The organism is Microcoleus sp. D2_18a_B4 (genome assembly GCF_036702475.1).
Lineage (GTDB): Bacteria > Cyanobacteriota > Cyanobacteriia > Cyanobacteriales > Microcoleaceae > Microcoleus.
Genome location: NZ_JAUBTL010000023.1, coordinates 13,325 through 38,615 on the forward strand (window position 1 = coordinate 13,325; position 25,291 = coordinate 38,615).

22 protein-coding genes are annotated in these 25,291 nt (G+C 44.9%); 17 read left to right on the forward strand and 5 right to left on the reverse strand.

Features of this window, described 5'->3' with window-relative positions:
* Window positions 1-73 precede the first annotated feature (73 nt).
* The 3 genes from QUB04_RS15260 to topA all read right to left on the reverse strand — a co-directional run bounded on the left by QUB04_RS15260 (window position 74) and on the right by topA (window position 4,445).
* Window positions 74-277, reverse strand: a complete 204-nt coding sequence (locus QUB04_RS15260; RefSeq protein ID WP_333285490.1) for a hypothetical protein — start codon at window positions 275-277, stop codon at window positions 74-76.
* Window position 278: 1 nt separating this feature from the next.
* Window positions 279-1,235 carry an MrcB family domain-containing protein gene (locus QUB04_RS15265; protein WP_333285492.1) on the reverse strand — a complete coding sequence of 319 codons (957 nt, stop codon included), beginning with the start codon at window positions 1,233-1,235 and terminating at the stop codon, window positions 279-281.
* A gap of 351 nt (window positions 1,236-1,586) precedes the next feature.
* Window positions 1,587-4,445 carry a type I DNA topoisomerase gene (gene topA / locus QUB04_RS15270; RefSeq protein ID WP_333285494.1) on the reverse strand — a complete coding sequence of 953 codons (2,859 nt, stop codon included), beginning with the start codon at window positions 4,443-4,445 and terminating at the stop codon, window positions 1,587-1,589.
* A 463-nt stretch (window positions 4,446-4,908) separates the two neighbouring features.
* On the opposite strand from topA, the gene QUB04_RS15275 reads away from it, so the two are divergent.
* The 7 genes from QUB04_RS15275 (at window position 4,909) to QUB04_RS15305 (ending at window position 13,015) form a co-directional block, all read left to right on the forward strand.
* Window positions 4,909-5,682, forward strand: a complete 774-nt coding sequence (locus tag QUB04_RS15275; protein WP_333285496.1) for a hypothetical protein — start codon at window positions 4,909-4,911, stop codon at window positions 5,680-5,682.
* 490 nt (window positions 5,683-6,172) lie between these two features.
* Window positions 6,173-7,186, forward strand: coding sequence for a poly(ethylene terephthalate) hydrolase family protein (locus tag QUB04_RS15280; RefSeq protein ID WP_333285498.1), 1,014 nt, complete (start codon window positions 6,173-6,175; stop codon window positions 7,184-7,186).
* A gap of 499 nt (window positions 7,187-7,685) precedes the next feature.
* A complete protein-coding gene (locus tag QUB04_RS15285; protein ID WP_333285611.1) occupies window positions 7,686-9,257 on the forward strand; it encodes an NAD(P)H-quinone oxidoreductase subunit N in 1,572 nt (523 codons plus the stop codon).
* A 266-nt stretch (window positions 9,258-9,523) separates the two neighbouring features.
* A complete protein-coding gene (locus QUB04_RS15290; RefSeq protein WP_333285500.1) occupies window positions 9,524-10,015 on the forward strand; it encodes an OsmC family protein in 492 nt (163 codons plus the stop codon).
* Window positions 10,016-10,125: 110 nt separating this feature from the next.
* Window positions 10,126-10,725 (forward strand): Uma2 family endonuclease, encoded by a 600-nt coding sequence (locus QUB04_RS15295; RefSeq protein WP_333285502.1) that lies wholly within the window; start codon window positions 10,126-10,128, stop codon window positions 10,723-10,725.
* Between the two features lie 261 nt (window positions 10,726-10,986).
* The gene (locus tag QUB04_RS15300; RefSeq protein WP_333285504.1) at window positions 10,987-12,606 is read left to right on the forward strand and encodes a cyclic peptide export ABC transporter; all 1,620 of its coding nucleotides are present in this window, start codon (window positions 10,987-10,989) and stop codon (window positions 12,604-12,606) included.
* Window positions 12,587-13,015 carry a GNAT family N-acetyltransferase gene (locus QUB04_RS15305; protein ID WP_333285506.1) on the forward strand — a complete coding sequence of 143 codons (429 nt, stop codon included), beginning with the start codon at window positions 12,587-12,589 and terminating at the stop codon, window positions 13,013-13,015. The genes QUB04_RS15300 and QUB04_RS15305 overlap by 20 nt, the downstream gene beginning before the upstream one ends.
* Window positions 13,016-13,017: 2 nt before the next feature.
* On the opposite strand, the gene QUB04_RS15310 is transcribed toward QUB04_RS15305, so the two are convergent.
* Window positions 13,018-13,479 carry a Spx/MgsR family RNA polymerase-binding regulatory protein gene (locus QUB04_RS15310; RefSeq protein ID WP_333285508.1) on the reverse strand — a complete coding sequence of 154 codons (462 nt, stop codon included), beginning with the start codon at window positions 13,477-13,479 and terminating at the stop codon, window positions 13,018-13,020.
* Window positions 13,480-13,567: 88 nt separating this feature from the next.
* Entirely contained in the window at window positions 13,568-14,011 is a 444-nt protein-coding gene (locus QUB04_RS15315; protein ID WP_333285510.1) for a DUF4332 domain-containing protein, read from the reverse strand.
* 69 nt (window positions 14,012-14,080) lie between these two features.
* Between QUB04_RS15315 and QUB04_RS15320 the strand changes: the two genes are divergently transcribed.
* The 10 genes from QUB04_RS15320 (at window position 14,081) to QUB04_RS15365 (ending at window position 25,229) form a co-directional block, all read left to right on the forward strand.
* A complete protein-coding gene (locus QUB04_RS15320; RefSeq protein ID WP_333200791.1) occupies window positions 14,081-14,293 on the forward strand; it encodes a hypothetical protein in 213 nt (70 codons plus the stop codon).
* A gap of 116 nt (window positions 14,294-14,409) precedes the next feature.
* Window positions 14,410-15,819 carry an aminopeptidase P family protein gene (locus tag QUB04_RS15325; RefSeq protein ID WP_333285512.1) on the forward strand — a complete coding sequence of 470 codons (1,410 nt, stop codon included), beginning with the start codon at window positions 14,410-14,412 and terminating at the stop codon, window positions 15,817-15,819.
* A 400-nt stretch (window positions 15,820-16,219) separates the two neighbouring features.
* Window positions 16,220-17,788, forward strand: coding sequence for an adenylate/guanylate cyclase domain-containing protein (locus QUB04_RS15330; RefSeq protein ID WP_333285514.1), 1,569 nt, complete (start codon window positions 16,220-16,222; stop codon window positions 17,786-17,788).
* Between the two features lie 54 nt (window positions 17,789-17,842).
* A complete protein-coding gene (locus QUB04_RS15335; protein ID WP_333285516.1) occupies window positions 17,843-18,706 on the forward strand; it encodes an RNA-guided endonuclease TnpB family protein in 864 nt (287 codons plus the stop codon).
* A gap of 64 nt (window positions 18,707-18,770) precedes the next feature.
* Entirely contained in the window at window positions 18,771-18,968 is a 198-nt protein-coding gene (locus tag QUB04_RS15340) for a zinc ribbon domain-containing protein (protein ID WP_445301061.1), read from the forward strand.
* 298 nt (window positions 18,969-19,266) lie between these two features.
* Entirely contained in the window at window positions 19,267-20,250 is a 984-nt protein-coding gene (locus tag QUB04_RS15345) for a GntR family transcriptional regulator (RefSeq protein ID WP_333144854.1), read from the forward strand.
* Between the two features lie 117 nt (window positions 20,251-20,367).
* Entirely contained in the window at window positions 20,368-21,105 is a 738-nt protein-coding gene (locus tag QUB04_RS15350) for a nitroreductase family protein (RefSeq protein WP_333285520.1), read from the forward strand.
* Between the two features lie 159 nt (window positions 21,106-21,264).
* A complete protein-coding gene (locus QUB04_RS15355) occupies window positions 21,265-23,154 on the forward strand; it encodes a hypothetical protein (protein WP_333285522.1) in 1,890 nt (629 codons plus the stop codon).
* A gap of 169 nt (window positions 23,155-23,323) precedes the next feature.
* Entirely contained in the window at window positions 23,324-24,460 is a 1,137-nt protein-coding gene (locus tag QUB04_RS15360) for an AAA family ATPase (protein WP_333285524.1), read from the forward strand.
* Window positions 24,453-25,229: a hypothetical protein gene (locus tag QUB04_RS15365; protein ID WP_333285526.1), complete on the forward strand. Its 777-nt coding sequence runs from the start codon at window positions 24,453-24,455 to the stop codon at window positions 25,227-25,229. Before QUB04_RS15360 ends, QUB04_RS15365 begins: the two co-directional genes overlap by 8 nt.
* The last annotated feature ends 62 nt before the right edge of the window (window positions 25,230-25,291 follow it).

A 25,291-nucleotide genomic window follows, 5' to 3' on the forward strand; every position in this document is an offset into this window, starting at 1 on the left:
GATGTCATGATTAAATCATGTCTGCTGCATCCATAGGTCTAATATAATTCATGGTTTGGATCTGTGTCAAGTTTTACTCAAGCAAAGTATTAAAATTTTCCAGTGTGGGCGATTTGCGGTATAGTACGCTTTCTAGTTCTGGATTGCCGCAGTTTTGTCGTGAAAGTCGATCGCACATATCGCCTTTTCTGGCAGATGAGGAGATTTTAGACCAACGAGAGGTGAGGGATATGGGGTTTGGGCGGCGTTGGGGGCGCGAGATCAGCATATTTAGCATTTTACATCTTCAATATTTTCTTGAATTCCTCCAAAGTTGGCGTTGGCTTAATTCGATGAATCATGCGATGACAGTTGGAGCAAAGAACCGTAAAGTCTTGTATTGGATCTAATTTAATTTTCGCCTTGCTCAAGCTTGATATTGGAACAGTATGATGCGCCTCTATAAATTGCTTGCCTACTTCTCCATATCGAGCTTCAAAGTTGAAATCGCAAGCTTTGCATATATAACCTTGCAACTGCTTGACTTTTTTAGATAAACTTTGGTTTCTTTCAGTAACTCTATATATTCTATATTTTGTCAAATCTTCAAACCAGTCGTCTTTTTTTGGCTCGGAGTTCTGAATATCATTTATTAAAAAAACTTTTTCAAAAAGAGTAAAGTAAATTTCTAGGAGTTTATTGAGGTCGTCAGTCAATACCTCATCATCAGGTATCTCATTTCTAGGGTAAAATTTGGATGCAATGTTACCTGCTTCATAAGCCTGCCCCAATCTTCTAGCGTCTTTTTTAGAAATGAAAGTTAGCTTTAAGTCTAGTGAATCAGAAAAATCTTTAATCGCTTCTTCTCCAAGGGTATCTCTAAAAAATATTGCTTGATTTCTCACCATATTTCTTGATCCAGGAAGCCCACACTCATCGCGTATATCTGCAATACCCTGATTTAAAGAAAGATAAACACCAGAGCCATCCACAGGGAAAAAGTAAACACAGTAAAATCCTGAAGTTACAGTCTCAGTGACTAATTTATTAAATATTGCAATCCAAGGAACTTTAGCCCAAGCACCGTTACCGGCCGAAGCTTTAATGCTGTACATATCGGGGAGATGTAAGAATGACTCTATAGATTTTGGGATCGTCTTTCTGAAATAGCTAGCAAATTGGTGTCCTGTAAAGCTATCTTTGCTAGCTTCTGGATACTCAAGAACTACTTTCTCCAGGCAATGTTTAAGCACCATATGATACTGCCTCAATATTGATAGTGAGATTGATTGGTTTGCCTCCAGAAGATCGAGGAATTCTTAGGTCAAAGGACATGAACTCATTTGTATATTTTTCCATATATTCCCGAAATGGACTCCGGTTTTTTTACGATAAAATTCCATGATAATATGGTAGCGATCGCCCAAACATCTCTTTCTTGAAAAACTCCGATCACCCTACTAGATTCAAACCCCATTTTAAGGACTTCAGTCCTTACTAAAAACCTCAGCTTGTCAAATAGTTTACCAACAAAGAAACCCGATCGCACTTGGGGCGATGCCCCCGTGCCCACCGGGTTTCTGGGATGACGGAAAACTCAACTAATTTTACTTAGTTGTTTTCTTGGCTGTTGTCGCAGTCGCCGTCTTCTTAGCAGTGGTTTTCTTCGCCGCACTCTCCGTCTTTTTAGCAGTGGTTTTCTTCGCCGCAGTTTCTGACTTCGCCGCAGTGGTTTTCTTCGCAGTAGTTGTTTTCTTCGCCGCAGTTTCCGATTTCGCCGCCGCAGTCTTGGTTGACTTCTTCGACTTGCTGCTAGATTTTCCGCCGCCCGCTGCTTCCTTCGCTGCTAACAAATCCAGTGCTTTTTGTAAGGTGAAATTCTCCACAGATTCATCCTTAGCCAAAGAAGCATTGATATCGCCGTGTTTGACGTAGGGCCCATAACGGCCGTCGTAAACATTGATAAGTTCTCCCGATTCTGGATGCGCGCCCAATTCCTTCAAAGGTGTAGCTGTTTTGCTGCTGCCGCGGGCGGCTTTCGGTTGCGCTAACATTTCCAATGCCCGATCGAGCGTTATCGTCAAAACATCATCCGGCGGTTTGATCGATCGATAATCTTTACCCACCTTACCCTGGTCATGCACCACATAAGGCCCGTACATCCCCAAATTAGCTTGCACCTTCGCCCCCGTCTCCGGGTGAGTTCCCAACAACCGAGGTAAAGTCAACAAACTCACCGCCATATCCACCGTCACGCTATCCTTATCCGTCCCCTTCGGTAAAGAAGCCCGCTTCGGTTTCTTGTTCGTTTCCGAAACATCCCCTAACTGAACGTATGGCCCATAACTGCCAATGAGCACATAAATCGGTTCCCCGGTTTCCGGGTGAAGACCCAATTTTTCCGGGCCTTCCATTTTTTGCTTTAACAGAAACTCCACCTGTTCCGGATCTAAATCGGCCGGCGTCAAATCTTGGGGAATCGATGCTTTTACCAGGCCTTCTTCGCTTTCAGATTCCAGGTATGCGCCGAATTTGCCGATGCAGACTTTAGCTGAAATATTCTCCAGTACCACAGTTCGGGCAACTTTCGCATCAATCTGACTTTCCTGTTCTTTAACTTGGGTTGCGAGTCCGGTTTCCCCTGTATAAAACTTTTGCAAATACGGCAACCATTTCGCCTCGCCGGTGGCAATTTCATCGAGGGTTTGTTCCATTCTGGAAGTAAAACCGGTGTCTACTAAATCGGGAAAATGTGTTTCCAATAAAGTCGTGACGGCGAAAGCGGTGAATGTCGGAATTAGGGCGTTAGCTATTAATTTGGCATATCCCCGATCGACAATTGTACCGATAATACTCGCGTAGGTACTCGGACGGCCCACACCTTCGCTTTCCAGCATTTTCACCAGAGAAGCTTCCGTGTAGCGGGCGGGAGGTTGAGTTTCGTGCCCGATCGCCCCTAAATCCTTACAATTAGGTTTATCCCCCACCTTCAGCGCCGGCAAAATCACCTCTTGGTCTTCCAACGCCGCATTCGGATCGTCGGAACCTTCCACGTAGGCCCGCAAAAAGCCTGGAAAATCAATGCGTTTCCCGCTGGAACGGAAACCGGCATCTTCTACCTGAGTTAATACAGTGACGTGAGTTTGGCGGGAATCGGCCATTTGAGAAGCGACAGTCCGCTTCCAAATCAAATCGTAGAGGCGGAAATCAATGCCATCCAATCCCGTTTGCTGCGGAGTCCGAAAAGTGCTGCCGGCGGGACGGATAGCTTCGTGGGCTTCCTGGGCGCCTTTGCTTTTCGTGGTGTATTTGCGCGGTTGGGGGCTGAGGTATTCGCTGCCGTAAAGTTCTTGCACGCAACTGCGGGCCGCTTCGATCGCCTGTTCGGACAAATGCACCGAATCCGTCCGCATATAGGTGATAAAACCGCGTTCGTAGAGACTTTGGGCAATTCGCATAGTTTCCCGCGCACCCAGCCTCAGTTTGCGGTTAGCTTCCTGCTGCAAAGTCGAGGTCGTAAACGGCGGCGAGGGTTTGCGGGTGACTGGCCGTTCTTCGAGATTGCTGACAGTCCAAGGTTTGTTTTGAATGCGTGAGAGTAAAGCCCGCGCCTGTTCTTCGTTCAGCAAAAGTACACGGCGGCCTGCGATAATTTGCCCGGTATTTTCATCAAAATCGCTGCCGTTTGCAACTTTTACATTGCCGACAGTCACGAGTTTGGCATCAAATGCACCCCCCTGTCCCCCCTTACCAAGGGGGGGATTGTCCGAAGCCCCCCCCTTACCAAGGGGGGGATTGTCCGAAGCCCCCCCCTTACCAAGGGGGGGGTTGGGGGGGGTCAAAGTTGCTTTTAAATCCCAGTAACTACCTTGGCGGAAAGCGCGGCGTTCCCGTTCCCGGCGCACCAAGAGGCGTACAGCGACTGACTGGACTCTACCGGCGGACAAACCCCAAGCGATTTTTTTCCACAGTAGCGGAGAGAGTGTGTAACCGACGAGTCTGTCGAGAATTCGGCGAGTTTCTTGGGCTTGTACAACTCGATTGTCGATATCGCGGCAGTGAGTCAAAGCATCGCGGATAGCTTCGCGGGTGATTTCGTGAAACACCATCCGCTTGATGGGAACTTTGGGTTTGAGGATTTGCAGCAAATGCCAGGAAATGCTTTCGCCTTCCCGGTCTTCGTCAGTGGCTAGAATCAGTTCTGTGGCGTCTTTGAGGGCGTCTTTGAGTTCTTTAACAATTTTCTTTTTATCTTTCGGGATGACGTAGAGGGGTTCAAAGTCTGCTTCCACGTTTACGCCCAGTTGCGCCCATTTTTCTCCTTTAACGGCTTCTGGTATTTCTTCGGCGGAGGATGGTAGGTCGCGGACATGGCCCATCGATGCCTCTACACGGTAGGTGGAGGGCAGGAAGTTGCGGATGGTGCGGGCTTTGGTAGGAGATTCGACGATGACTAAGGTTGACATGGCATCTTTTAAATATGGATGGCAGCGCAGCTAGAGGGTCTAAGTTAGAGAGTTTAGGTCAGATGTCAAGGTTTCTTTCAACTTTGGGCGATTATTTTCAAACTACCTTAATTTTTAACTTACTGCCGATCGGGTGGCAGGTGACAATGTGATGGGATTTTACTGCTTTGGGGGCAGAGGCTGCGAATCGCCTCTCTACAAGATGCACGGGATGATGACCTGACTCTAGCAGAATTGTCGCTAACTGGATGTTGAGACTGCGGGATGCGGGCGGATGGTTCCTCAATCTGGTTGTAACTTGAAGGCTGGGGCGATCGATTGCGCGATTTTAGATTTGAGATTTGAGATTTTAGATTGGGAAAGATTTACTGAGTAGAGGTTTGGGATTATCGATCGGGCGATTTTAGATTTTAGATTTGAGATTTTAGATTGGAAAAGATTTACTGAGTAGAGGTTTTGGACTTTGGTACAGTACGCTGTGCAGCATCAGCGTGGCGATCGGAAGGAAACCCATCACAGAAGGTTAAAATTACTTGAGCGATCGCTCAATTCTATCAACAATGCTATGACATTTGAATTCGACCATCTTTTCATCTTTACTGATATTGGTGCTTCGGAAGCTAATCGTTTATCATCCTTTGGTTTAGTTGAGGGTGGATCTCGCATTCATCGCGGACAAGGTACAACCAATCGCTCTTTCTTTTTCCATAACGCAATGTTGGAATTGCTATGGATTCACGATCCAGAAGAGGCGAAGTCTGAACCAATTCATCTGACTCGTCTTTGGGAGCGATCGACAAATCGGAATAATGGTGCGTGTCCCTTTGGCATCTGTTTGCGTCCAGCCAAAGGTTCTGAGGACACAGTTGCATTTTCTAGTTGGGCATATCATCCACCTTATTTATCTGAAACGATGAGTATCGCAGTAGGAACAAATAGTGATGTTTTGACTGAGCCCATGCTTTTCCAAATTTCCTTTGGTAAACGTCCAGATCAATACTCTGCTGATAAGTCACAGCCTTTGGATCATGGTGTGGGTTTCCGCGAAATTAGTCGTGTAGAATTAGTCAGTCCTGCTGCCAATAATCCGTCACCTGAACTGCAAGCAGTGCTTGAGACAAATCAGCTAAAGTTACGGATAGGAACCGAGTATTTGGTGGAGCTTGGTTTTGATGGAGAAGTGCAGGGACAACAGGTAGATTTCCGACCGGGATTGCCGCTTATTATCTGTTGGTAATGTAAACCCGCCAGCTAACAAGGAGTTCTATAGAACCCATTTAACATCCAGGGCTGTTTCATTCTCGCTCCGGGGCAAACCCCCGTGGTTGCCCCGATGCCTGAAACGGCCCTTCGCTCGTCGGTGGGGGGTAGGCACGGGGAGTAGGGGTAGCACTACCCCTATAAAACCATGATTTTCCTGAGAATGAAACCACCCTGCACCGAAATTCCGATTCACCACTCTAAAAAAGGTTTTTATAAAGCAGATTTGGTCGGGGTATAAGCCACGCTAAAATAAAAGTAGTCAAAAAGGGTCTAAAATCTGGAATCGTGTTTATTTATGAGTCAGTTTATTGGCATTTTTTACACAAACTTCCATTAATGGCAAGTTGATACTCTTAGTCACAGAGTCCGAAACCTTTCCCGGCAACGCTCCTTAAATAAATTACCAACCGTCGCCGACTTGCTTTTTTTCAGTAGCTTATGCACGCACTCTCAAACCCAAAATAATGATGAATTTAAACCCTGATCTTTTTTCAGTAAAAACCCTAGCAATTGTTTGTGTAATTGCTGCGTTGGTTGTCCTTGGGGGCAAAGTCTTTGCCACAACAATCGATTATGCACCGCCATTTAAAGAAACTAGCTTTTACAGTACGACTATATCGGCTAATAACGATTTAGCTGATATTTATTATCCTAAACCATCCGATCTTAATTCCGGGAATTACTCTTTCCCCATTGTACTGTTATTGCAAGGTGTGCTTGTAGATAAATCATTTTATTCAGATTACGCTAGCCATGTGGCGCGGTACGGCTTTGTGGTAGTCGTTCCGAACCATTTGCGGCCTTCGCCCTTCAATCCCACTTCACCGCCTAATTTGGCGTCGGAAACTTCGCAAATTGCGGCGGTTTTGTCGCAAATGGCGATCGAAAACACAAAGCCCACATCTCCGATCGCGTCTGTTATCGATACGCAGCGCCTTGGTTTATTGGGTCATTCTTTTGGTGGTGCAGTGGGGTTATCAGTGATTGCTAATAAATGCCTCCCAGAATTGTATTTGTGTCAAGAGCCATTTACGCGCCCGAAAGAATTATTAGCGGGTGCATTTTTTGGAGCTAACCTGCGGAATCCGATTGCTAATGAATTTGTACCCATCGCTAATGATGGCATTGCAGTGGCGTTGATTCAAGGATCTATCGATGGTGTCGCCCCGCCCGATCGAGCTCAAAGCACCTTTGACCAAATTCAAACACCACCCAAAGCTTTGATTACTGTTATGGGTGCAAATCACTTCGGCATTACCGATGTTAATAATCCCCCTGGTGCGATGCCCGATCGCAATACTGCTACCTTAGAGCGAGCCGTGGGTATTGAAACGATCGCCCGTTGGAGCGCCCTGTTTTTGCGGGCAAATATGCTTAAAGATCGATCGGCATTTGATTATATTTACTCTCAAGGTGACGCCCTCGATCCGAATGTCCGTGTTACCACCGTTGCAGTTCCCAAACCATCTTCTAAGTAGCTCCACCTAAAAAAACGTAAGATAGATTAAGGCTAATAGATAGTGTGCCTACATTTAATCGTATACTGGAGGTCAATCGATTTTAGATTTTAGATTTTAGATTTTAGATTTGAAGAATTGACCCCACGGATAAATTCGGGGAGCAAGTTTCTCGGATACAGGTTTTTTATTTCTGGGTCCTGAGTCTGCGAAGGAATGAATCCGGGGGCTTGTATCCTGGATGCTTTCGGTTATGCCACATTAGTGGTTTAACTTTCTACATTGTGGCAGTTATGGTCGATCGCGACTCTCGTCCCAGGTGACATCAGGCGGCAATCTCTACAATGCCCGCCCATGTATGCAAAACCGCTACCGAGTATCCACTCTCCGGCAACAAACACCCGCCCAATTGGGATCGCGAAGCTGTAATCCGCTACAATCTGTGTTTGGTAAAGAATTTTTACAAGTTCACAGCCCTTTACAGCCTTTGCGGCTTGTACTACCCAACCTGCCTGAAAATATGGATTTTGCTACTCTTGCTGCCCAGCTAAATGCTGGAACTATCTTGCCAGAGGGAATTGTCATCATCACCCTCTTGGTGGTTCTCGTCGGCGATTTAATCGTAGGCCGCAGTTCCTCGGCTTGGACTCCCTACGTTGCCGTTGCGGGTTTGTTGGCCGCCGTCGCTGCCTTGTGTTTGCAGTGGGATAACACGGATACCATCTCGTTTCTGGGCGGTTTTAACAGCGATGCCTTGAGTTTAGTGTTTCGCGGAATTATCGCTTTGAGTACGGCTGTCACTATTTTGATATCCGTCCGCTATGTACTGCAAACGGGTACCGCTTTAGCGGAATTTATCGGCATTTTGCTAACCGCTACTTTGGGGGGAATGTTCCTCAGCGGCGCTGATGAATTGGTGATGATTTTTATTTCGTTGGAAACTCTGAGTATCTCGTCTTATTTGCTGACGGGTTACACAAAACGCGACCCGCGTTCCAATGAAGCTGCTTTGAAATATTTGTTAATTGGGTCGTCTTCTTCGGCGGTGTTTCTCTACGGGCTGTCGCTGCTGTACGGCTTGTCTGGTGGCGAAACTAAGCTGAGTGCGATCGCGGCTAACCTTTCTACGGTGAATGAAGGTCAATCTCTCGGTTTGGTGATTGCTTTGGTTTTTGCGATCGCCGGAATCGCCTTCAAAATCTCTGCAGTTCCCTTTCACCAGTGGACTCCTGACGTTTACGAAGGTTCTCCTACACCCGTTGTTGCCTTTCTTTCTGTCGGTTCCAAAGCAGCAGGTTTTGCCCTAGCAATCCGCTTGTTAACAACTGCTTTCCCCGCACTTATCGAACAGTGGCAGTTCGTGTTCACGGCCTTAGCCATTCTCAGCATGGTGTTGGGAAATGTGGTTGCCCTCGCCCAGACTAGCATGAAGCGGCTTTTGGCTTATTCGTCGATCGCCCAAGCCGGTTTTGTAATGCTGGGTTTGATTGCAGGAACAGAAGCCGGTTACTCCAGCATGATATTTTATATGTTGGTTTACCTGTTTATGAACTTGGGTGCTTTCGCCTGCATCATCCTGTTCTCGCTGCGGACTGGAACCGACCAAATTAGCGAATACTCAGGTTTGTACCAAAAAGACCCGCTGTTAACTTTAGCCTTAAGTATTTGCCTGCTTTCTCTCGGTGGAATTCCGCCCCTGGCTGGATTTTTCGGCAAAATCTATCTGTTCTGGGCCGGCTGGCAAGCAGGACTTTACGGCTTAGTTATTCTGGGATTAATTACCAGCGTAGTTTCGATTTACTACTACATCCGTGTTGTCAAGATGATGGTAGTAAAAGAACCTCAAGAGATGTCAGACGCGGTGAAAAATTATCCTGAAATTCGCTGGAACCTTCAGGGAATGCGGCCTTTGCAAGTCAGCGTTGTACTCACCTTGGTTGCGACAACATTGGCGGGAATTTTGTCAAACCCTTTGTTTAATTTGGCTAATGATGCTATTACCAAAACTCCCATGTTGCAGTCTGCATTGAGTCATGTGCAACCTGTTGTGGGTGCGAAAATTGAATCTAACTTGGTGTCTCGCCGGGATTAATTTTTCCTGGTTTTGAAATAGTGGAAAACGCCTGACTCTTTGCAGTTGGGCGTTTCTTTTTTGTTGTGATATACTTAGGACTAATGCCAACTGGGGACTATCGACTTGTAGGGTGCGTCAGACTTTCATTATCAACGGGTAATCAAGAGTTTACGCTATGACGCACCTTACTAATTATGACACTTGCGTAACTCCTGATACTGTTAATTATGATTTTTAAGCGCAGATTCACGCTGATTAACGCAGAGAAAAGTGGGTAATTGAGAATGACTAAAGAACACGTATACCGCATCAACACTGTTTGGACGGGTGCCAGTCAAGGTTCTACTTCATCTTACGACGCTTATTCTCGTGAGTATGCCATAAATATTGAGGGTAAGCCGCCATTTGTGGGTTCGGCAGACCCGACTTTTCGGGGCGATGCTTCTCTGTACAATCCCGAAGATTTGTTGTTGATGGCACTGTCAGCTTGTCATATGTTGAGCTATCTTGCTTTGTGCGCTCGTGCTGGCATTCGGGTAGTCTCTTACTCGGATGCAGCGACGGGCAAGATGGCGCAAAAGGATGGAAAGATTCGGTTTACCGAGGTAATTTTGCATCCGCTGGTAACAATCGAAGCTGGTGACGATTTGGAAAAAGCCCGCAGTTTGCACGACAACGCACATCATGTTTGTTTTATTGCTAATTCGGTGAATTTTCCAGTGCGGCATGAAGCAACAGTTATGGAATTAAACAGTTCTGGAACCAATCCCATATAAAATTGGGTGCAATATCTCAAATCGCACCCTTTCAAGCTACCTGAAAATTTGCTATCATATTCTATAAAATCCTCCGTCGTTAAAAATTAGTCGCAACTGTAGAGGTAAAAATGTTAGTAGAAAATAAGCAAAAAATTTATACTCTAGATGAGTACCGGGAGTTAGAGGAAACTGCTGAGTTTAGAAATGAATACCGCGATGGAGAAATTGTACAAATGACTGGTGGTAGTATTAATCACAGCCGGATTATCCGAAATTTGAGTAGAGTCTTGGGAAATTTGCTTGAGGGGCAGCCCTATGAGCTTTTTCACAACGATTTGCGGTTGTGGATTCCTCGGTACCGACGCGGAACTTACCCGGATGTAATGGTGATTGAAGGAGAACCCATTTTCAACGAGGGACGCAGTGATGAGATTCTCAATCCTGTGCTAATTGTGGAAGTGCTTTCTAAGTCTACCAAGGATTTCGATCGGGAGGATAAGTTTCGGTTTTATCGATCGATTCCTCAATTCCGTGAATATGTATTAGTCAGCCAATACGAATTGTTAGTCAAACAGTATATTAAAACTGAATCTAATCAATGGTTATTTCAGGAATATGAGGGAGAAACAGCAACAGTTTCTTTTGCTTCCTTGGGAGTGCAAATGTCGATGAACGAGATTTATGCAAAAGTAGTATTTGAAACCCAGGAAACGGAAGTACAAGAATAAAATTAATGCTATATAGCGATTCTAAATGAATTGTGTAATTGTTGTAGGGGCAAACCCCCCGTGGTTGCCCCGATCCGTGGGGGGTAGGCACGGGGAGTAGGGGTAGCACTACCCCTACATATTTTTACAACTGATGCGAGGATTGCTATATATCCCCGACTTCTGAATCAAATTCATTGGCGAGCGAGATTGTAACCAAGAAGTAGGGGATTTGCTTGGTTTATTCCAGAGTTTCCAAATTTAAATTAAGAGTAAAATTAGATGAATGTAATTTGGTTACTGTTAAAAGCTTCTTGGTTAAATGTTTCCATTGCCATACTCACAGGCTTAATCAGCGGCGGTTGCAGCGCTATGTTAATTTCCCTAATTAATCGGGCAATCAGCGACAATTCCAATGCTAATTTAGTCTGGTATTTTGCGGGATTAGCAATCTTGGCTCTTTTGAGTGGCTTTGTATCCCAATTTTTGTTAATCTACCTTTCTCAAGAAGCTGTTTACAATCTGCGGCTGAGTTTGAGCCGTGGCATTTTGTCTACTCCTTTGCGGAATTTGGAAGAGTTGGGCGCTAACCGCTTGCTGGCAACTCTCACGGATGATGTGGGAACGCTTTCTAATACTATATTTTTGATTCCTTTTCTCTGTGTTGATATCGCTGTTGTCGTGGGCTGCTTAACTTATTTAAGCACGATTTCGGGTACGGTTTTTGTTGTTGTATTTAGTTTTCTGGTGCTGATGATTGCCACGGTGCAGTTGTTGCTCAGCAAAATGCGGAAATTCTTCGATTTAGCCAGAGAAGAACAAGATATATTATTTAAGCATTTTCGCAGTATTACTGATGGAATTAAGGAACTTAAACTGCATTCCTTGCGCCGCCAAGAGTTTTTTACGGAAGAATTGCAGGTGAGTGCTGATGCTTCCCGCGATTATAACGTGACTGCTTTGAATACTGGTGCAGTTGCGATTGGAGTGGGTCAGTTGCTGTTTTTTATGCTGATGGGTTTGTTGTTATTTGTTTTACCCAAATTTGTGCCTGTTTCTACTCCGGTTTTGTCAGCTTACATTCTGACAAGTACCTATTTGATGTCTCCGTTTAACAATATTTTGCAAAGGTTGCCGGCGATTTTTCGTGCTAATACTTCTGTGGAAAAGATAGAGAGAATGGGATTGGCTTTGGCGAGTCAAGCTGAGATAAATTCAACGGTTAAACCGTTTCAAACTGCTGAGTGGGAGACGCTGGAGTTAAATCGAGTAATTCACAGCTATCCGGGAGAAAAAGAAGACAGCAATTTTAGTTTGGGCGAGCTGAATTTGAAGTTTCATCCGGGTCAATTGGTGTTTATAATTGGCGGGAATGGCAGCGGTAAGTCTACTTTAGCTAAGTTAATCACTGGTTTGTACATTCCTGAATCGGGAGGAATTCTCCTAGATGGCCAGCCAATTACTGATGAGAATCGTGAGTGGTACAGGCAGAATTTTTCGGCAATTTTTTCGGATTTCTATCTGTTTGAAAGGCTTTTGGGGATGACTAATCACGATTTGGACAAGCAGGCTGCTGAATATTTGCGAGAGTTTCATTTGGAGAATAAAGTTCAGGTGAAAGATGGAGTTTTGTCAACTACGGCTTTGTCTCAGGGACAGCGAAAGCGGCTGGCTTTGCTGACGGCGTATTTGGAAGATAGACCGATTTATTTGTTTGATGAATGGGCTTCGGATCAAGACCCGTTTTTCCGGGATATTTTTTACAAGCAGTTGCTACCGGAGTTGAAGCGGCGGGGGAAAACGGTGTTTGTGATTAGTCACGACGATCGCTATTTTGATATTGCCGATCGCGCAATTAAACTAGATTACGGTAAAGTAGAGTATGACCGATCAAATGGATAAGTACCGAATTGTCGAAACTTTGACCGAAAGCCAGGTTTCCGACTTGATGGATTTGTACAAAAACGAGTTTTGGAGCGACAAGCGGACGCGGGAAGATGTTGTGAAAATGCTGGCGGCAACTGATGTTATCATTGGTTTTGTCGATGAGAGCGATCGACTAATTGGCATTACCCGCGTCATTACCGATTTTGTCTACAGAGCGATGATTTTTGATGTCATTATCAAGCCTACACACAGAAAAATGGGACTGGGTGCGAAGTTGATGGATGCAGTTTTAACTCATCCCGAACTGCAAGCTGTCGAGCATTTTTATCTGAATTGTTTGCCGAACATGATGCCGTTTTACGAGCGTTGGGGTTTCACGGATGATGTGGGCGAACTTAAGTTTTTGCGGCGAACAACAGGCTGAACTCAGGTTGTTGAAAGCTCCAATTTTTCTCTAATTACGTCTTCTTTGAAACCTACTAAAACAGCCGTTCCATCTTTAACGAAAAGAGGACGTTTCAGCAGCATCGCATCCTTAGCAAAAGCCTCCACCCACTCTTCGCTAGTCCAATTATTCTTGTCCTCGCCCAAAGCGCGGTAAGATTGACCAGAAGTATTTCGCATGGGTTGAAAGCCCAAAGCAGCTACCCAGCTTTGAATTGTTTCGCGAGTCGGTGGCTGTTCTTTTGTGTTAATAAACTCGTAATTAACCTCGCTATCTTTGAGCCACTGGAAAGCTTTTTTGCAGGTTCCGCAGTTCGGGATTCCGTAAACTTGAATTGACATAATAATGACTGTTGACTGTTTGCTAATAACAACTAACAACTGACTAATGATTGTTGACTGTTGACTGTTGACTGTTGACTGTTGACTGTTTGCTAATAACAACTAACAACTGACAACTAACAACTGACAACTAACAACTAACAACTGACAACTAACAACTAACAACTGACAACTAACAACTGACAACTGACTAATGACTACTGACTAATCTAGCTTGTTGAACCCATTTTTGCACGCGATCGACTGAAGGAGTCAAGTCATTGCGCTGCATTGTCGCTACGTGCAGCCTTAAAACTTGTTGGTGCAATCTCTCCACGGGCATTTGAGCCAATTGAGCCGGCGAAGCAACGCCGGCGTGAAGTAACAGCCCGCAATACTGACACCCTACACTTGGAATTCGAGCCAAATTTGCCATCGCTACCCATTTATTAACATATTGAATGTTAATCTGTAATTGATTGGCTAGCAACACTTTCGCCGCCTGCGTTTTCGTCAGGCTAATTAGTTGTCCGGTTGTGGTGATGCTGCACTCTTCCAGTTGAGATTGGTTTTCCTTGCTCAATCCCGGTAAATGTGCGATCGGCCAGTCGCGTACTTGCACAGAAGTTTGAGGAGCTTTATGAGAAATTTTCATGTTTTTTCTGTTAATTTTACTTATACTTTAAAGTCTCATATATCAAACAGTCAATAGAGGCGATCGCTCATGTCACAAAATCAACCACAACCAAACAAACGAATTTGGCTGGTGGCGGCTGTTGCCGCCTTGCTGCTAATTGTCGGTGGAGTAGCACTTTCAGCCTTTTTGTCCTCGCGTCCAGACAGCATCCCGGCCCAAGAAAAGCAGGATGATGATGACGACAAAGACGATAAAAAAGACAGCAAGCAAGACGATAGCCAGAAAGAAGATAAAGATTAGACTTTGTGCAAAAATGGCGGCTAATTTTGAAGTCGGGACTTTATTTATTTAATGCCAAGAATTGAATGACTGAAGTCCTTACTGCAAACCCAAGTCTAAATAATCGGTTTTTACCCATGAAAATTACAAACAGCGATAAATTGTTAGCAAATAGTTTACACCAACGCCGCCAAAAACTGGCCAGTTTAATTAATTTTCCGGTAATTTTATGGTCAGGGCGCAGCATTCCTCGCAATTATCCGGCACTTACTTATCCCTTTCGTGCCAGCAGTCACTTTCTATATTTTGCTGGTTTGCCCTTAGAAAATGCTGCCATTCGCTTAGAATCGGGCCAATTAGAATTGTTCTTAGATGACGCACCTGCTAGCAGCACGCTTTGGCACGGAGAAATGCCGAAAAGAGCAGAAATTGCCGAGCTAATTGGGGCTGATGCTGCTTTTCCAATGGCCGAATTGAAAGCGCGATCTACAAATGCAGCAACGATCGCAATTCAGGATTCTTGGACTCAGTTGCAACAGTCTCAAATTCTCGTAGCTTGCGGGGCGGGACGCCATCGCCCTCTGGCACCGCCCAACTCGCCAACCGGAATCGACCTAGAATTAACCCAGGCCATCATATCTCTGCGCCTGAGCCACGATGCAGCCAGTTTGGCCGAATTGCGTCAAGCTGCCGCTGTCACCGTAGAAGCTCACAAAGCGGGAATGGCGGCAACTCGAAATGCTCAAATTGAAGCAGGGGTGCGCGCTGCAATGGAAAGTGTCATCATCTCGGAAAATATGACCTATGCCTATCCTAGTATCGTGACTGTGCATGGAGAAGTGCTGCACAGCGAACATTATCACAATCCCCTACAAACAGGAGATTTGCTGTTAGCAGATGTCGGTGCGGAAACATCAACGGGATGGGCGGCTGATGTGACTCGCACTTGGCCGGTTTCTGGCCAGTTTTCTCCGACTCAAAGAGCGATTTATGATGTAGTTTTGGCAGCACACGATGCTTGTATTGATAAAGTTAGTCCGGGCGTGGAATATCAAGATATTCACCTGTTAGCTGCTCGGATTATGGCGGAAGGATTAGTTGATTTAGGTATTTTGCGGGGCAATGTTGAAGATTTGGTAGAAATGGATGCTCACGCGCTATTTTTTGTACACGGAATCGGACATTTAATTGGTTTAGATGTTCACGATATGGAAGATTTAGGAGATTTGGCTGGCTATGAAGAAGGAAGAACGAGAAGCAGTCGGTTTGGGTTGGGATTTTTGCGGTTGAATCGAGTTTTGCGTCCGGGAATGCTGGTATCGATCGAACCGGGATTTTATCAAGTTCCGGCAATCTTAAATAACCCCGAAAACCGCGCTAAATATGAAGATTTTGTTAAGTGGGAGGAGTTGGAAAAATTCGCCGATGTGCGGGGGATACGCATAGAAGATGATATACTTGTCAGCGAAAAGGGTAGAGAAGTATTGACAGGCAAATTGCCCACAAAAGCTTCGGAGATTGAGGAGTTAGTTGCGGTAAATAAGTAAGTTGAGCCGAGTTCGATCGCACCATTGGTGTCAACTTAACGTCAAACCCAGTTATAGACTGATGTTTGACTATTAAGGCTAGATCACCCTGGCGCCCCCCTTAATAAGGGGGGGACAGGAGTCTTCTCAAAGTCAACCCCTACTCCCCAACAATCAGGGGGATTTAGGGGGATCTAGACTTTACCTAAAAGCGACATTGATCAGGGGTTTCAGGCTTAAGTTGATACCAATTATATCGCACATACGCAGTTCTATACAGGTGTGAAAAAAGATAAAAATGAAGAAAGGTTGGTCAAGGAATCTTTTGATATTAGTTAAAAAAGTGGTCTCGACAGTCAGAAAATTCGCTGCAATAATACTTCCACGCAGTGTTCGCAAACCTATATCCTCGCGGCCTCCGATGCAAGCTGCACCTTTGCCCAGCAACGAAGAAGAGAGAATAGAAGCACTTCACCGCTACAACATTCTCGACACAGAAGCCGAAGCAGCTTTTGATGATCTAACAGCTTTAGCATCCTATATTTGCGGCACTCCTATTGCTTTAGTAAGCTTAATAGATTCTAACCGACAGTGGTTTAAATCCAAAGTCGGCCTGGAAGCGCCCGAAACTCCGAGAGAGTTAGCTTTTTGCGCCCACGCTATTTTAAATCCCAACGAATTGCTAGTTGTACCCAATGCTCTAGATGACGATCGCTTTGTCGGCAATCCGCTAGTAACTTCCGATCCAAATATTCGGTTTTATGCTGGAGCCCCGCTAGTAACTCCTGACGGTTATCCGATCGGCACTTTGTGCGCGATAGATACAGTTCCTCGCAATCTCACCCCAGAACAGCTAGAAGCGCTGCGGACTTTAGGACGGCAAATTATTACCCAAATGGAGTTGCGAATAAATATAACTAAATTAAAGCGCGCACAGCTCAAGCACAAACAAGTAGAAGAAAAACTCCGTTCTACAGACGAGCAAATTGTCAATTTTTTAGAAGGAATGAGCGATGCTTTTTTTGCTTTCGACACCCAGTGGCGATTTACTTACGTCAATTATAAAGCAGCGCAATTTTTGCAGCGCTCGCCGGAAGAACTTTATGGTAAAAATTTTTGGGAAGAGTTTCCAGAATTAGTTAATTCTGATTTTTATGAAGAGTATCATGGAGCTGTAGCGAAACAAGTTGGAGTGAGTTTTGAAAAATATTATCTTCCCTTAAGAGTGTGGTTGGAAGTCCGGGCTTTTCCTAGTCACGACGGCATTTCTGTGTTTTTTCACGACATTTCCAAGCGCAAGAAGATGGAATCTGCACTCAAGAAAGAACAGAGGAAAACTGACGGTTTACTGCTAAATATTTTGCCTGGACCGATCGTGGATCGGTTGAAGCACGAACCGGGGGTAATTGCAGACAAGTTTGAAAAAGCAACAATTCTTTTTGCTGATTTGGTGAATTTTACCCAAATTTCTACCACCATGTCCGCAACTAAATTAGTGTACTTGCTGAATGAAATTTTCTCAGCTTTTGACCAACTGAGTGAGAAGCACGGCTTAGAAAAAATCAAGACGATCGGGGACGCTTACATGGTAGCAGGCGGCATTCCCATTGAACGCCCAGACCACGCAGAGGCGATCGCCGAAATGGCGCTGGATATGCTAGTAGCAATTGAGAAATTAAATGTGAAGCTAGACGCGAAATTTGACCTCCGCATTGGGATTAATAGCGGCCCGGTGGTAGCAGGGGTAATCGGCACTAAAAAATTTATTTACGATTTGTGGGGAAATGCGGTAAATACAGCCAGCCGCATGGAATCTCACGGCATAACAGGTCGCATTCAAGTCAGTCACTATACTTATGATTTGCTGCAGGATAAATATGAATTTGAAGATCGCGGCGAGATCGAGATTAAAGGTAAAGGGCCAATGCAGACTTATTTGCTGACGGGTAGAAAAACAGCAAGCGATCTCAAAATTGCAGAGCTTGACTAAAGTGCCAAATAGTTTGCTAAAATTCTCCCTAGTTGATTATTGAGAGGAAGTTTTGTGTTTGCTATTAAACGAGCGCTCAAACTGAATAACAGAGAAGCGACCGTGATGGCAAAACACGCAGGATTCCGGCGCGTAGTATTTAACTTTGGGCTGAGCTTGCGGACTCAAATGTATAGCGAAGGGAAATTTACCGACTCGAAGGTGATAGGCGAAGTCAAGAAAGTTCTCACCAACTACGTCAAGAAAAAGCCTGAATTTGCTTGGATGAACCAGTTATCTAGTCGAGTTTACCAAAATGCGTTAATCGATCTAAAAGATGCTTTCAATCGTTATCGCTCTGGGAAAGCAGGTCATCCAAGATTCGCCAGCCGCAGAGACAGTCAATCCTTTACAGTCGATTCGTCTAACGGCAAAGTTTTGTTGGTCGCTGGTAGCACCATTAAAATCCCTACGCTGGGAACTTTTCGGCTTTTTGAACCATTAGAATGTGGTTTTATTTCTCAAACTTTTACGGTTTCAAAAGAAGGAAGTCGTTGGTTTGTGTCATTCTGTGTTGATGCAGAACGTTTGCCTGTTCAACAATCTGAAAGCTCTGTAGGAATCGATGTAGGCATTAATTCTTTTGCCACGCTGTCAAATCAGCAGGTATTTGATGCGCCAAAGCCGTTAAGAGCCAGTGCGAAAACCAAACTTGCTAAATTGCAACGCAAAGCATCAAAACAGGTAAGAGGTTCTCAAAACCAGCGTAAAACCTACGATAAAATCCGTCGGCTCCATGCACGGCTAGCTAATATTCGTTTAGATTTCCTTCACAAGTTGACAACTCCCACCGTTAAAACTTTCAAGCTAATCAAGATTGAAAACTTGAATCTTCAAGGAATGATGGCGAATCACAAGGAACGCTGGAGCAATATCTGACCTTGGATTCTACGAGTTCAAACGTCAACTTGACTACAAGTCAAAAATGTATGGAGCTAATTGAGTGTTGGTAGACCAGTGGTTTCCTAGCACTAAGACTTGTTCCAATTGTGGTACAAAAAAAGAGATGCCACTAAGCGTTCGGACTTTTGATTGTCCTGCTTGTGGCATATCTTTGGATCGTGATTTTAACGCAAGTTTAAATATTTTAAACTGGGAACCCTCGGCAGCCAGGGGGATAGCCTACTTATCTTGGGATTAGCCGTCTACCCAACAGCGTAGGAAGTAAACTCCGAATTGTGTCTAAAAATGGGTTTAGACAAGTTTAGGTAAGTTTTACAAAGCAGTAAATAAAACTAAGACTTGAAAGTACCTGATTGTTGAGGGAAACTCTGCAGGCTGCGATTAATCGCCTCGAAGGCGCCATCGCCCGCTCGGCAGAACGGCTGCAGCAGAGCAGCCAAATAAGATTATGCTATAGACAGAGATATCGCAGCAATCCGAGGCGCGGTACTCGACCTTATAAAAATACTAAGTTGAAGTCGTCGGAGCCTTTAATAATGGTTCAATTTCATATTCAAACCGATAGCGATATTCCAGCATCCACCCAACTATTCAATCAAATTAGGTTTGCGATCGCCTCGCGACAATTTCCGCCCGGACACCGCTTGCCCAGCACCAGACAGCTAGCCATGCAGACGGGTTTGCACCGCAACACCATCAGCAAAGTATACCGCCAGCTCGAAAATACCGGACTCGTAGAAGCCCAAGCAGGATCGGGCATTTACGTCCGCGCCCTAGGCAACGAAGGCGGCAACAAACTCAAATCTCCGATCCTCGAAGAATATCCCCTTGCCAACAAAATAGTGCAAGGAAGTATCGATCAACTGCTGGGACAGGGCTGTACGCTCAACCAAGCGAGGGAATTATTTTTGGCCGAAATTGACTGGCGGCTCAGGTGCAGCGCCCGCGTGGTCGTTACAGCCCCCACAGAAGACATCGGCGTGGGTGAACTGATGGCGAAAGAACTCGAACAAGCTCTCCGCATTCCCATACAGTTAGTGCCGATGGAACAGCTAGGTACTTTTTTGGATCAAATCTCTTCGGGAACTGTGATCACCAGCCGATATTTTATCGGAGAAGCAGAATCGATTTCGGCACCGCGTTCGGTGCGAGTGATTCCCGTAGACATCTACGACTACAGCCAGGAAATCCAGCTAGTCGGGGGTTTGCCGAAAGACAGTTATTTGGGTCTCGTTAGCCTGAGTCCGGGAATGCTACGATCGACCGAAGTCATCATCCACAGCATCCGGGGAGAGGATTTGCTGGTGATGACGGCCTTGGTGTCAGACGAGTACAAGATTAACTCGATCGTGCGATCGGCCAGAACAATTTTTTGCGACCAACCGAGTTTTGCTACAGTAAAAGCTGCCATCAATGCGGCTAGAGAAGATATTATTCGTCCCCCGCAACTGATATGCTCCGAAAATTACATCGGATCTAAGTCGATTAATTTGCTCAAGCGCGAGTTGGGCTTGGGATGATGACGAAGGAAGAAGGAAGAAGGAAGAAGGCAGAAGGCAGAGGGAAGAAGGAAGAAGGAAGAAAAACAATTCAACTTTTTTAAGTTACCAATCCCAATGCCCAATGCCCAATGCCCAATGCCCAATGCCCCAATCCCCATGCCCAATGCCCAATTACCAATTACCAATTACCAATTATCCATGACAATTGAAATCCAACCTTCAATTAATGTTAAAACGGCGATCGAAAGCCGACGGGCCGCGCGCAGCTTCCAACCCGATCCGATTCCCCCAGCAATATTGGCAGAGATTTTGCGATTGGGAGTGCGATCGCCCTCTGGTTACAACTTGCAGCCTTGGCGGTTTATCGTAATTCAAAACGCAGCCAGCAAAGAAAAATTAAAAGCTTGCGCCTTCGATCAGCGCCAAGTGGTAGAAGCCCCAACAGTATTAATCTGTTGTGGCGATCGACGCGCCGCCCGGCCCGAAAACACCGAAGCCGTCATCGAATTGGGCAAAACCACAGGCGCAATGAATGACAATTTAGCCGGTTATATGCGACAAGCAATCCCGCAATTGTTCGAGAACCGTCCCTGCTTCGAGTCCCTAGAAGCTTGGACAAACAGACATACAATGCTCGCAGTAGCCCACTTAATGATTGCAGCTAAAAGTTTTGGGGTAGACAGTTGTCCGATGGAAGGTTTTGTCAGCGCTAAGGTGAAAGAAGCCTTTCAAATTCCCGAAGAAGTAGATGTTTGCTGTTTGCTGCCGCTTGGTTATGCAGCAGCACCTTTGAAACAATATGGCGGACGTTTTGACGTGACTCAAGTTTATTACAGCGAAAGTTATGGACAGGCTTTGCAAGCTGAGATTTGAGAGTTAAGATTTTGTGGCGACTTGAATTTTCAGAGTTAAGATTTGGAATGAATCCGGGTCAAAGTTCAAACAAATCAAAAATCCCGACGGTTCTGCAATCTAAAATCTAAAATTCAACATCTAAAATCGAAAGTGGTGAGATTAGACAGAGGAGAAAATATGACAGCAGCAACGCGACAAAGCAACGCCCAAATTCTAGAAGTAAAATTGCAGCAACACTTGCAAGCAGCCGGATTTAAAAACTTACCGCTTTATATTAGTTGTGATTTTCGAGATGAATCTTTAACGGTTGTGGGAGAACACCCGCGCAGTTTAGTTCTCAAAGCCAAACCGACTTTTGCGGTGCTAGAAGCAGCAATTCTCGAAATAGAACCCGAATCTATTCAACAGATTGGACTTTGCCTAAAAATTACCGGGCAAAAACAGCCTTATGCTTTCCATTCTTTTACCATGCACAACCCTGTTTTGTCAAGACCCAAAGCAGTGCTGTTGTTCAAAAAAACCGAGAATCTCCCTGCTGAAGAAACCGGGATAGTATTAACAGAAAATGTGGCAGAGACGGCGGATGTAGAGGATGAGATACCGTTAGAAACGGATGGGAAAGATGCGTGGGATGAAGAATATTTCCCCAATTTGTCTGAGAGTTCCAGCAATTCCGAGCCGATCGCCTTCAGCGTGCAAGCAATCCCGGCAGATATTGCAGACAATCCCTTCAATCCGCTGGATATGGAAGCGGTAACAGTTGCCCAAAAACCTAAGCATTCACCGTTTGCGATGCTGGCTGCTGCAGGAATGGTCAGCATGGCGGCGCTAATTTTGGCAGGCGGTTATTATATGCTGAGCCGCCCCTGCGTCATCGGAGGATGTCCTGCATTAGCTAATGCCAAACAGTTGAGCGAGAATTCGACGAAGACGCTGAAAACGTCAAAAGTTGCCAACAGCCCCCAAGAAGCGCAGCGACAGTTAAAACAGGCGATCGCCCTTTTGGAACCGATTCCCTCATGGTCAATTCATCGCGGTGAAGCTCAAAGCGCTCTGGAAATCTACCGTTCGCAAAATCAGAATTTAAACTCTGCGATCGATGCAGCGCGCCTCGCACAGTCAGCAGCCCAGAAAACCCAAAATCCGCCTTATTCTGCCGAGGACGGGCAGGAAGCGCAAGCTCTGTGGCAAAGTGCGATCGCCGAACTCGGAGAAATCCCCACAGACAGCCCAGTGTATCCATTTGCTCAGAGAAAAACGAAGGAATACCGGAAGAATGTAGCAACAGGAAATCGGCAGTTAAGCACAGAGAAAAAAGCCGAAAAAACGCTGCTCGCGGCCAAAAATACAGCCCAAATAGCAGAAGCTCGCGAAGCAGTAGCGACTACTGCCGAGACTTGGGATCAAGTGCAAGCAGGTTGGGAAGAATCCCTCGCAATCCTATCAGAAATTCCCACGGGCACGACATCTTACCAACAAGCTAAACTGCTAGTTCCCAAATACGAAACCAAACTTTCAGAAGCTCGCGAGCGCAAAAATGTCGAAGGAATTTCGGAAAATGCCTATACTCAAGCTGTGACTTTAGCAGCGGAAGCTCGAATTTTTGAGGGCAAAAACGCCTGGTTTAAAGCATCAGAATCCTGGCGAAGAGCTTTGAGTTACGCGGAGCAAGTGCCGGCGGCAACTGCCTATTCTCAGAAAGCCCAACCGCTGATAGCTTCCTACAAAACTTCATTGCAGCAAGCAGAAGTAAAGTTGCAGGAAGAAAGGAACCTGCAAAAAGCCCGCACCGATTTAGATAGAACTTGCAAAGGCAACCCCAAGATTTGCGACTATACTGTTAGCAAAGATTTGATTGCGGTGCAGATGACTCCAGGTTACGTGCAGAAATTGCAACAAACTTTCATTCAAGCAAACAACAACAATGCTGTGAAGTCTCGCCAAGCTGTAGAAAACCACGTTCAAACGTTGCAAAAAGCTTTGGAGGCGATCGCCGAAAACGCCAAAATCCCGATGCAGGTGTACGATGGCGAAGGCCAGCGGATTGGGAGTCACGAACCGAAATAAGCTGTTACGGCATTTAATTTTAGTTTTTGGGGCGGGCTAGGAGCAACGCCCCACTCATTGTTTCAAGAAACATGATTGTTACAATTAAATGCGCGCTAACAACTTAGAACATCCGAACACACACTACAAGCTCGGCAATCAAACTGTATAAAATAATATTAGCAATCAAATGCTAGAAAAGGTCAAACTTCATAACTTCAAAAGTCATAAAGATACAGAACTTAGTTTAGATAGTTCACGCCTACACGCACTCGTAGGACAAAACAGTTCTGGTAAAACATCTGTTTTGCAAGCATTGCATTATCTCAGTCGGCTTGCTAATTCATCATTTGAAAATATTTTTCAGCATGAAAGAGCGCCTCAATTTATTACAACAATGGGGCAAGATAATATCTCTGTTACTGCAACGGGTTTTTGGAAAAACCCAGAGAGAAATGATTGGAAAGCTTCTTATGACTGGAGACAAACCGTTAATCATAAGTGGACTTTTAGAGCATCATGGAATGCCGATAAAAACCCGGAATATAGCCAAGTAATCTCTGAAACTTCCTTAATGACTACTGAAGAGCCAATTCAGCAATCTTTGAGAAACGCAGTTCATCTTAAGCTCGTAGCTACTAATCTTGCAAAAGCAGCTTACAGCGATGCAATTACACCGCGAGTTGAGTTCGATGGTTCAGGGTTAGCACCTACCTTAGACTATCTTCGTGACGAAGCTCCAGATGAATTTCAATATTTAGAGGAAATGTTGAAACGGATTGTACCAGGTGTACGCGAGGTAGGGGTAAGGCGAGCTAAAGTTATGGTCAATCGCCAACGCTTAATCGAAGTCGATGGCAAATCTATCTCCTACGAAGAAAGTCAGGAAATTGTAGGGAAAGAAGTTGTCCTAGACATGAATACTGGTAAGCGTATACCAGCCCATGCCATTAGCGAAGGAACAATGCTCGCTCTAGGATTACTGACTGTTTTGATGAATCCCAATCAACCTAATTTAGTGTTACTAGATGATGTTGAACAGGGACTCCATCCAAAAGCGCAACGAGAATTAATCGCTGTTTTTAAGGAAATTCTTCAAGACAGCCCCAATCTGCAAATTATTTTTTCTACCCATTCTCCTTACATTGTGGATGAACTTCTTCCTTCTCAAGTTCATGTATTAAGTAACAACAATTCAGGTGTGACTCGTTGCAAACGCTTGGATGAACATCCTGATGTAGAATGGGCAAAACAAACTTTAACCACTGGAGAATTCTGGGATGCGGAGGGAGAAGATTGGGTGGTTGCAGGAGAAATAAATGATTGAGTTTGTGGTGATTGTGGAAAGTAGCGCAGATGCACGAACCGCTACTAAATTAGCCGATCGCCTTTTAGTGGATAAAATTGATTGGTTAGAACCGGGACAGCTTCAATATTTATTTCGTTGGAGTGGCTTACAAGAAAATACAGAACATTCCTGTTGGCAAGATATTAATCAAATTATACACAATTTGCAACAAAGCTTAGGATTTCGTCCACCAAGGTATTTAGGTCATGGTAAAGATGGAGCATTAAAAGCTGATGGTGCAGCCGCTATAAAAATTCTGAATTTAGTACGATTTCTTCAAAAAACACGACAGATTAAAGCAGTTATCCTGATCCGGGATTTAGACAATCAACCTCAGCGAAGAGAAGGTATTGAGCAAGCACGTTCTGAACACATCAATCGACAACCTAAATTAGAAATTATTATTGGTACAGCCGACAGAATGCGGGAAGCCTGGGTATTGAATGGGTTTATTCCATCTAATCAAGAGGAAGAACAAATTCTTCAAGAGATAACGGCCCAATTGACGTTTAATCCTTGTAATGAGTCACACAAATTACGCTCTAACTCATGGAAAGAACCCGATCGCATTAGAAATCCTAAAGTTGTTGTCGAAAAGCTAACAGGTGGCAAGATGGAACGCGAACAACAGTGCTGGGAAGAGACGAGTCTGGAACTTCTACGAAAAAACGGTGTTAATACAGGGTTAACAGCCTATATTAATGAAATCGAGGAACGATTAATTCCAATCATTGGATCTGCTGAGTAAGATCAGCCCGATATTCCCTAAACCTGCCCCCACCGGATATTGTGGTCGATAAAGTCACGGGC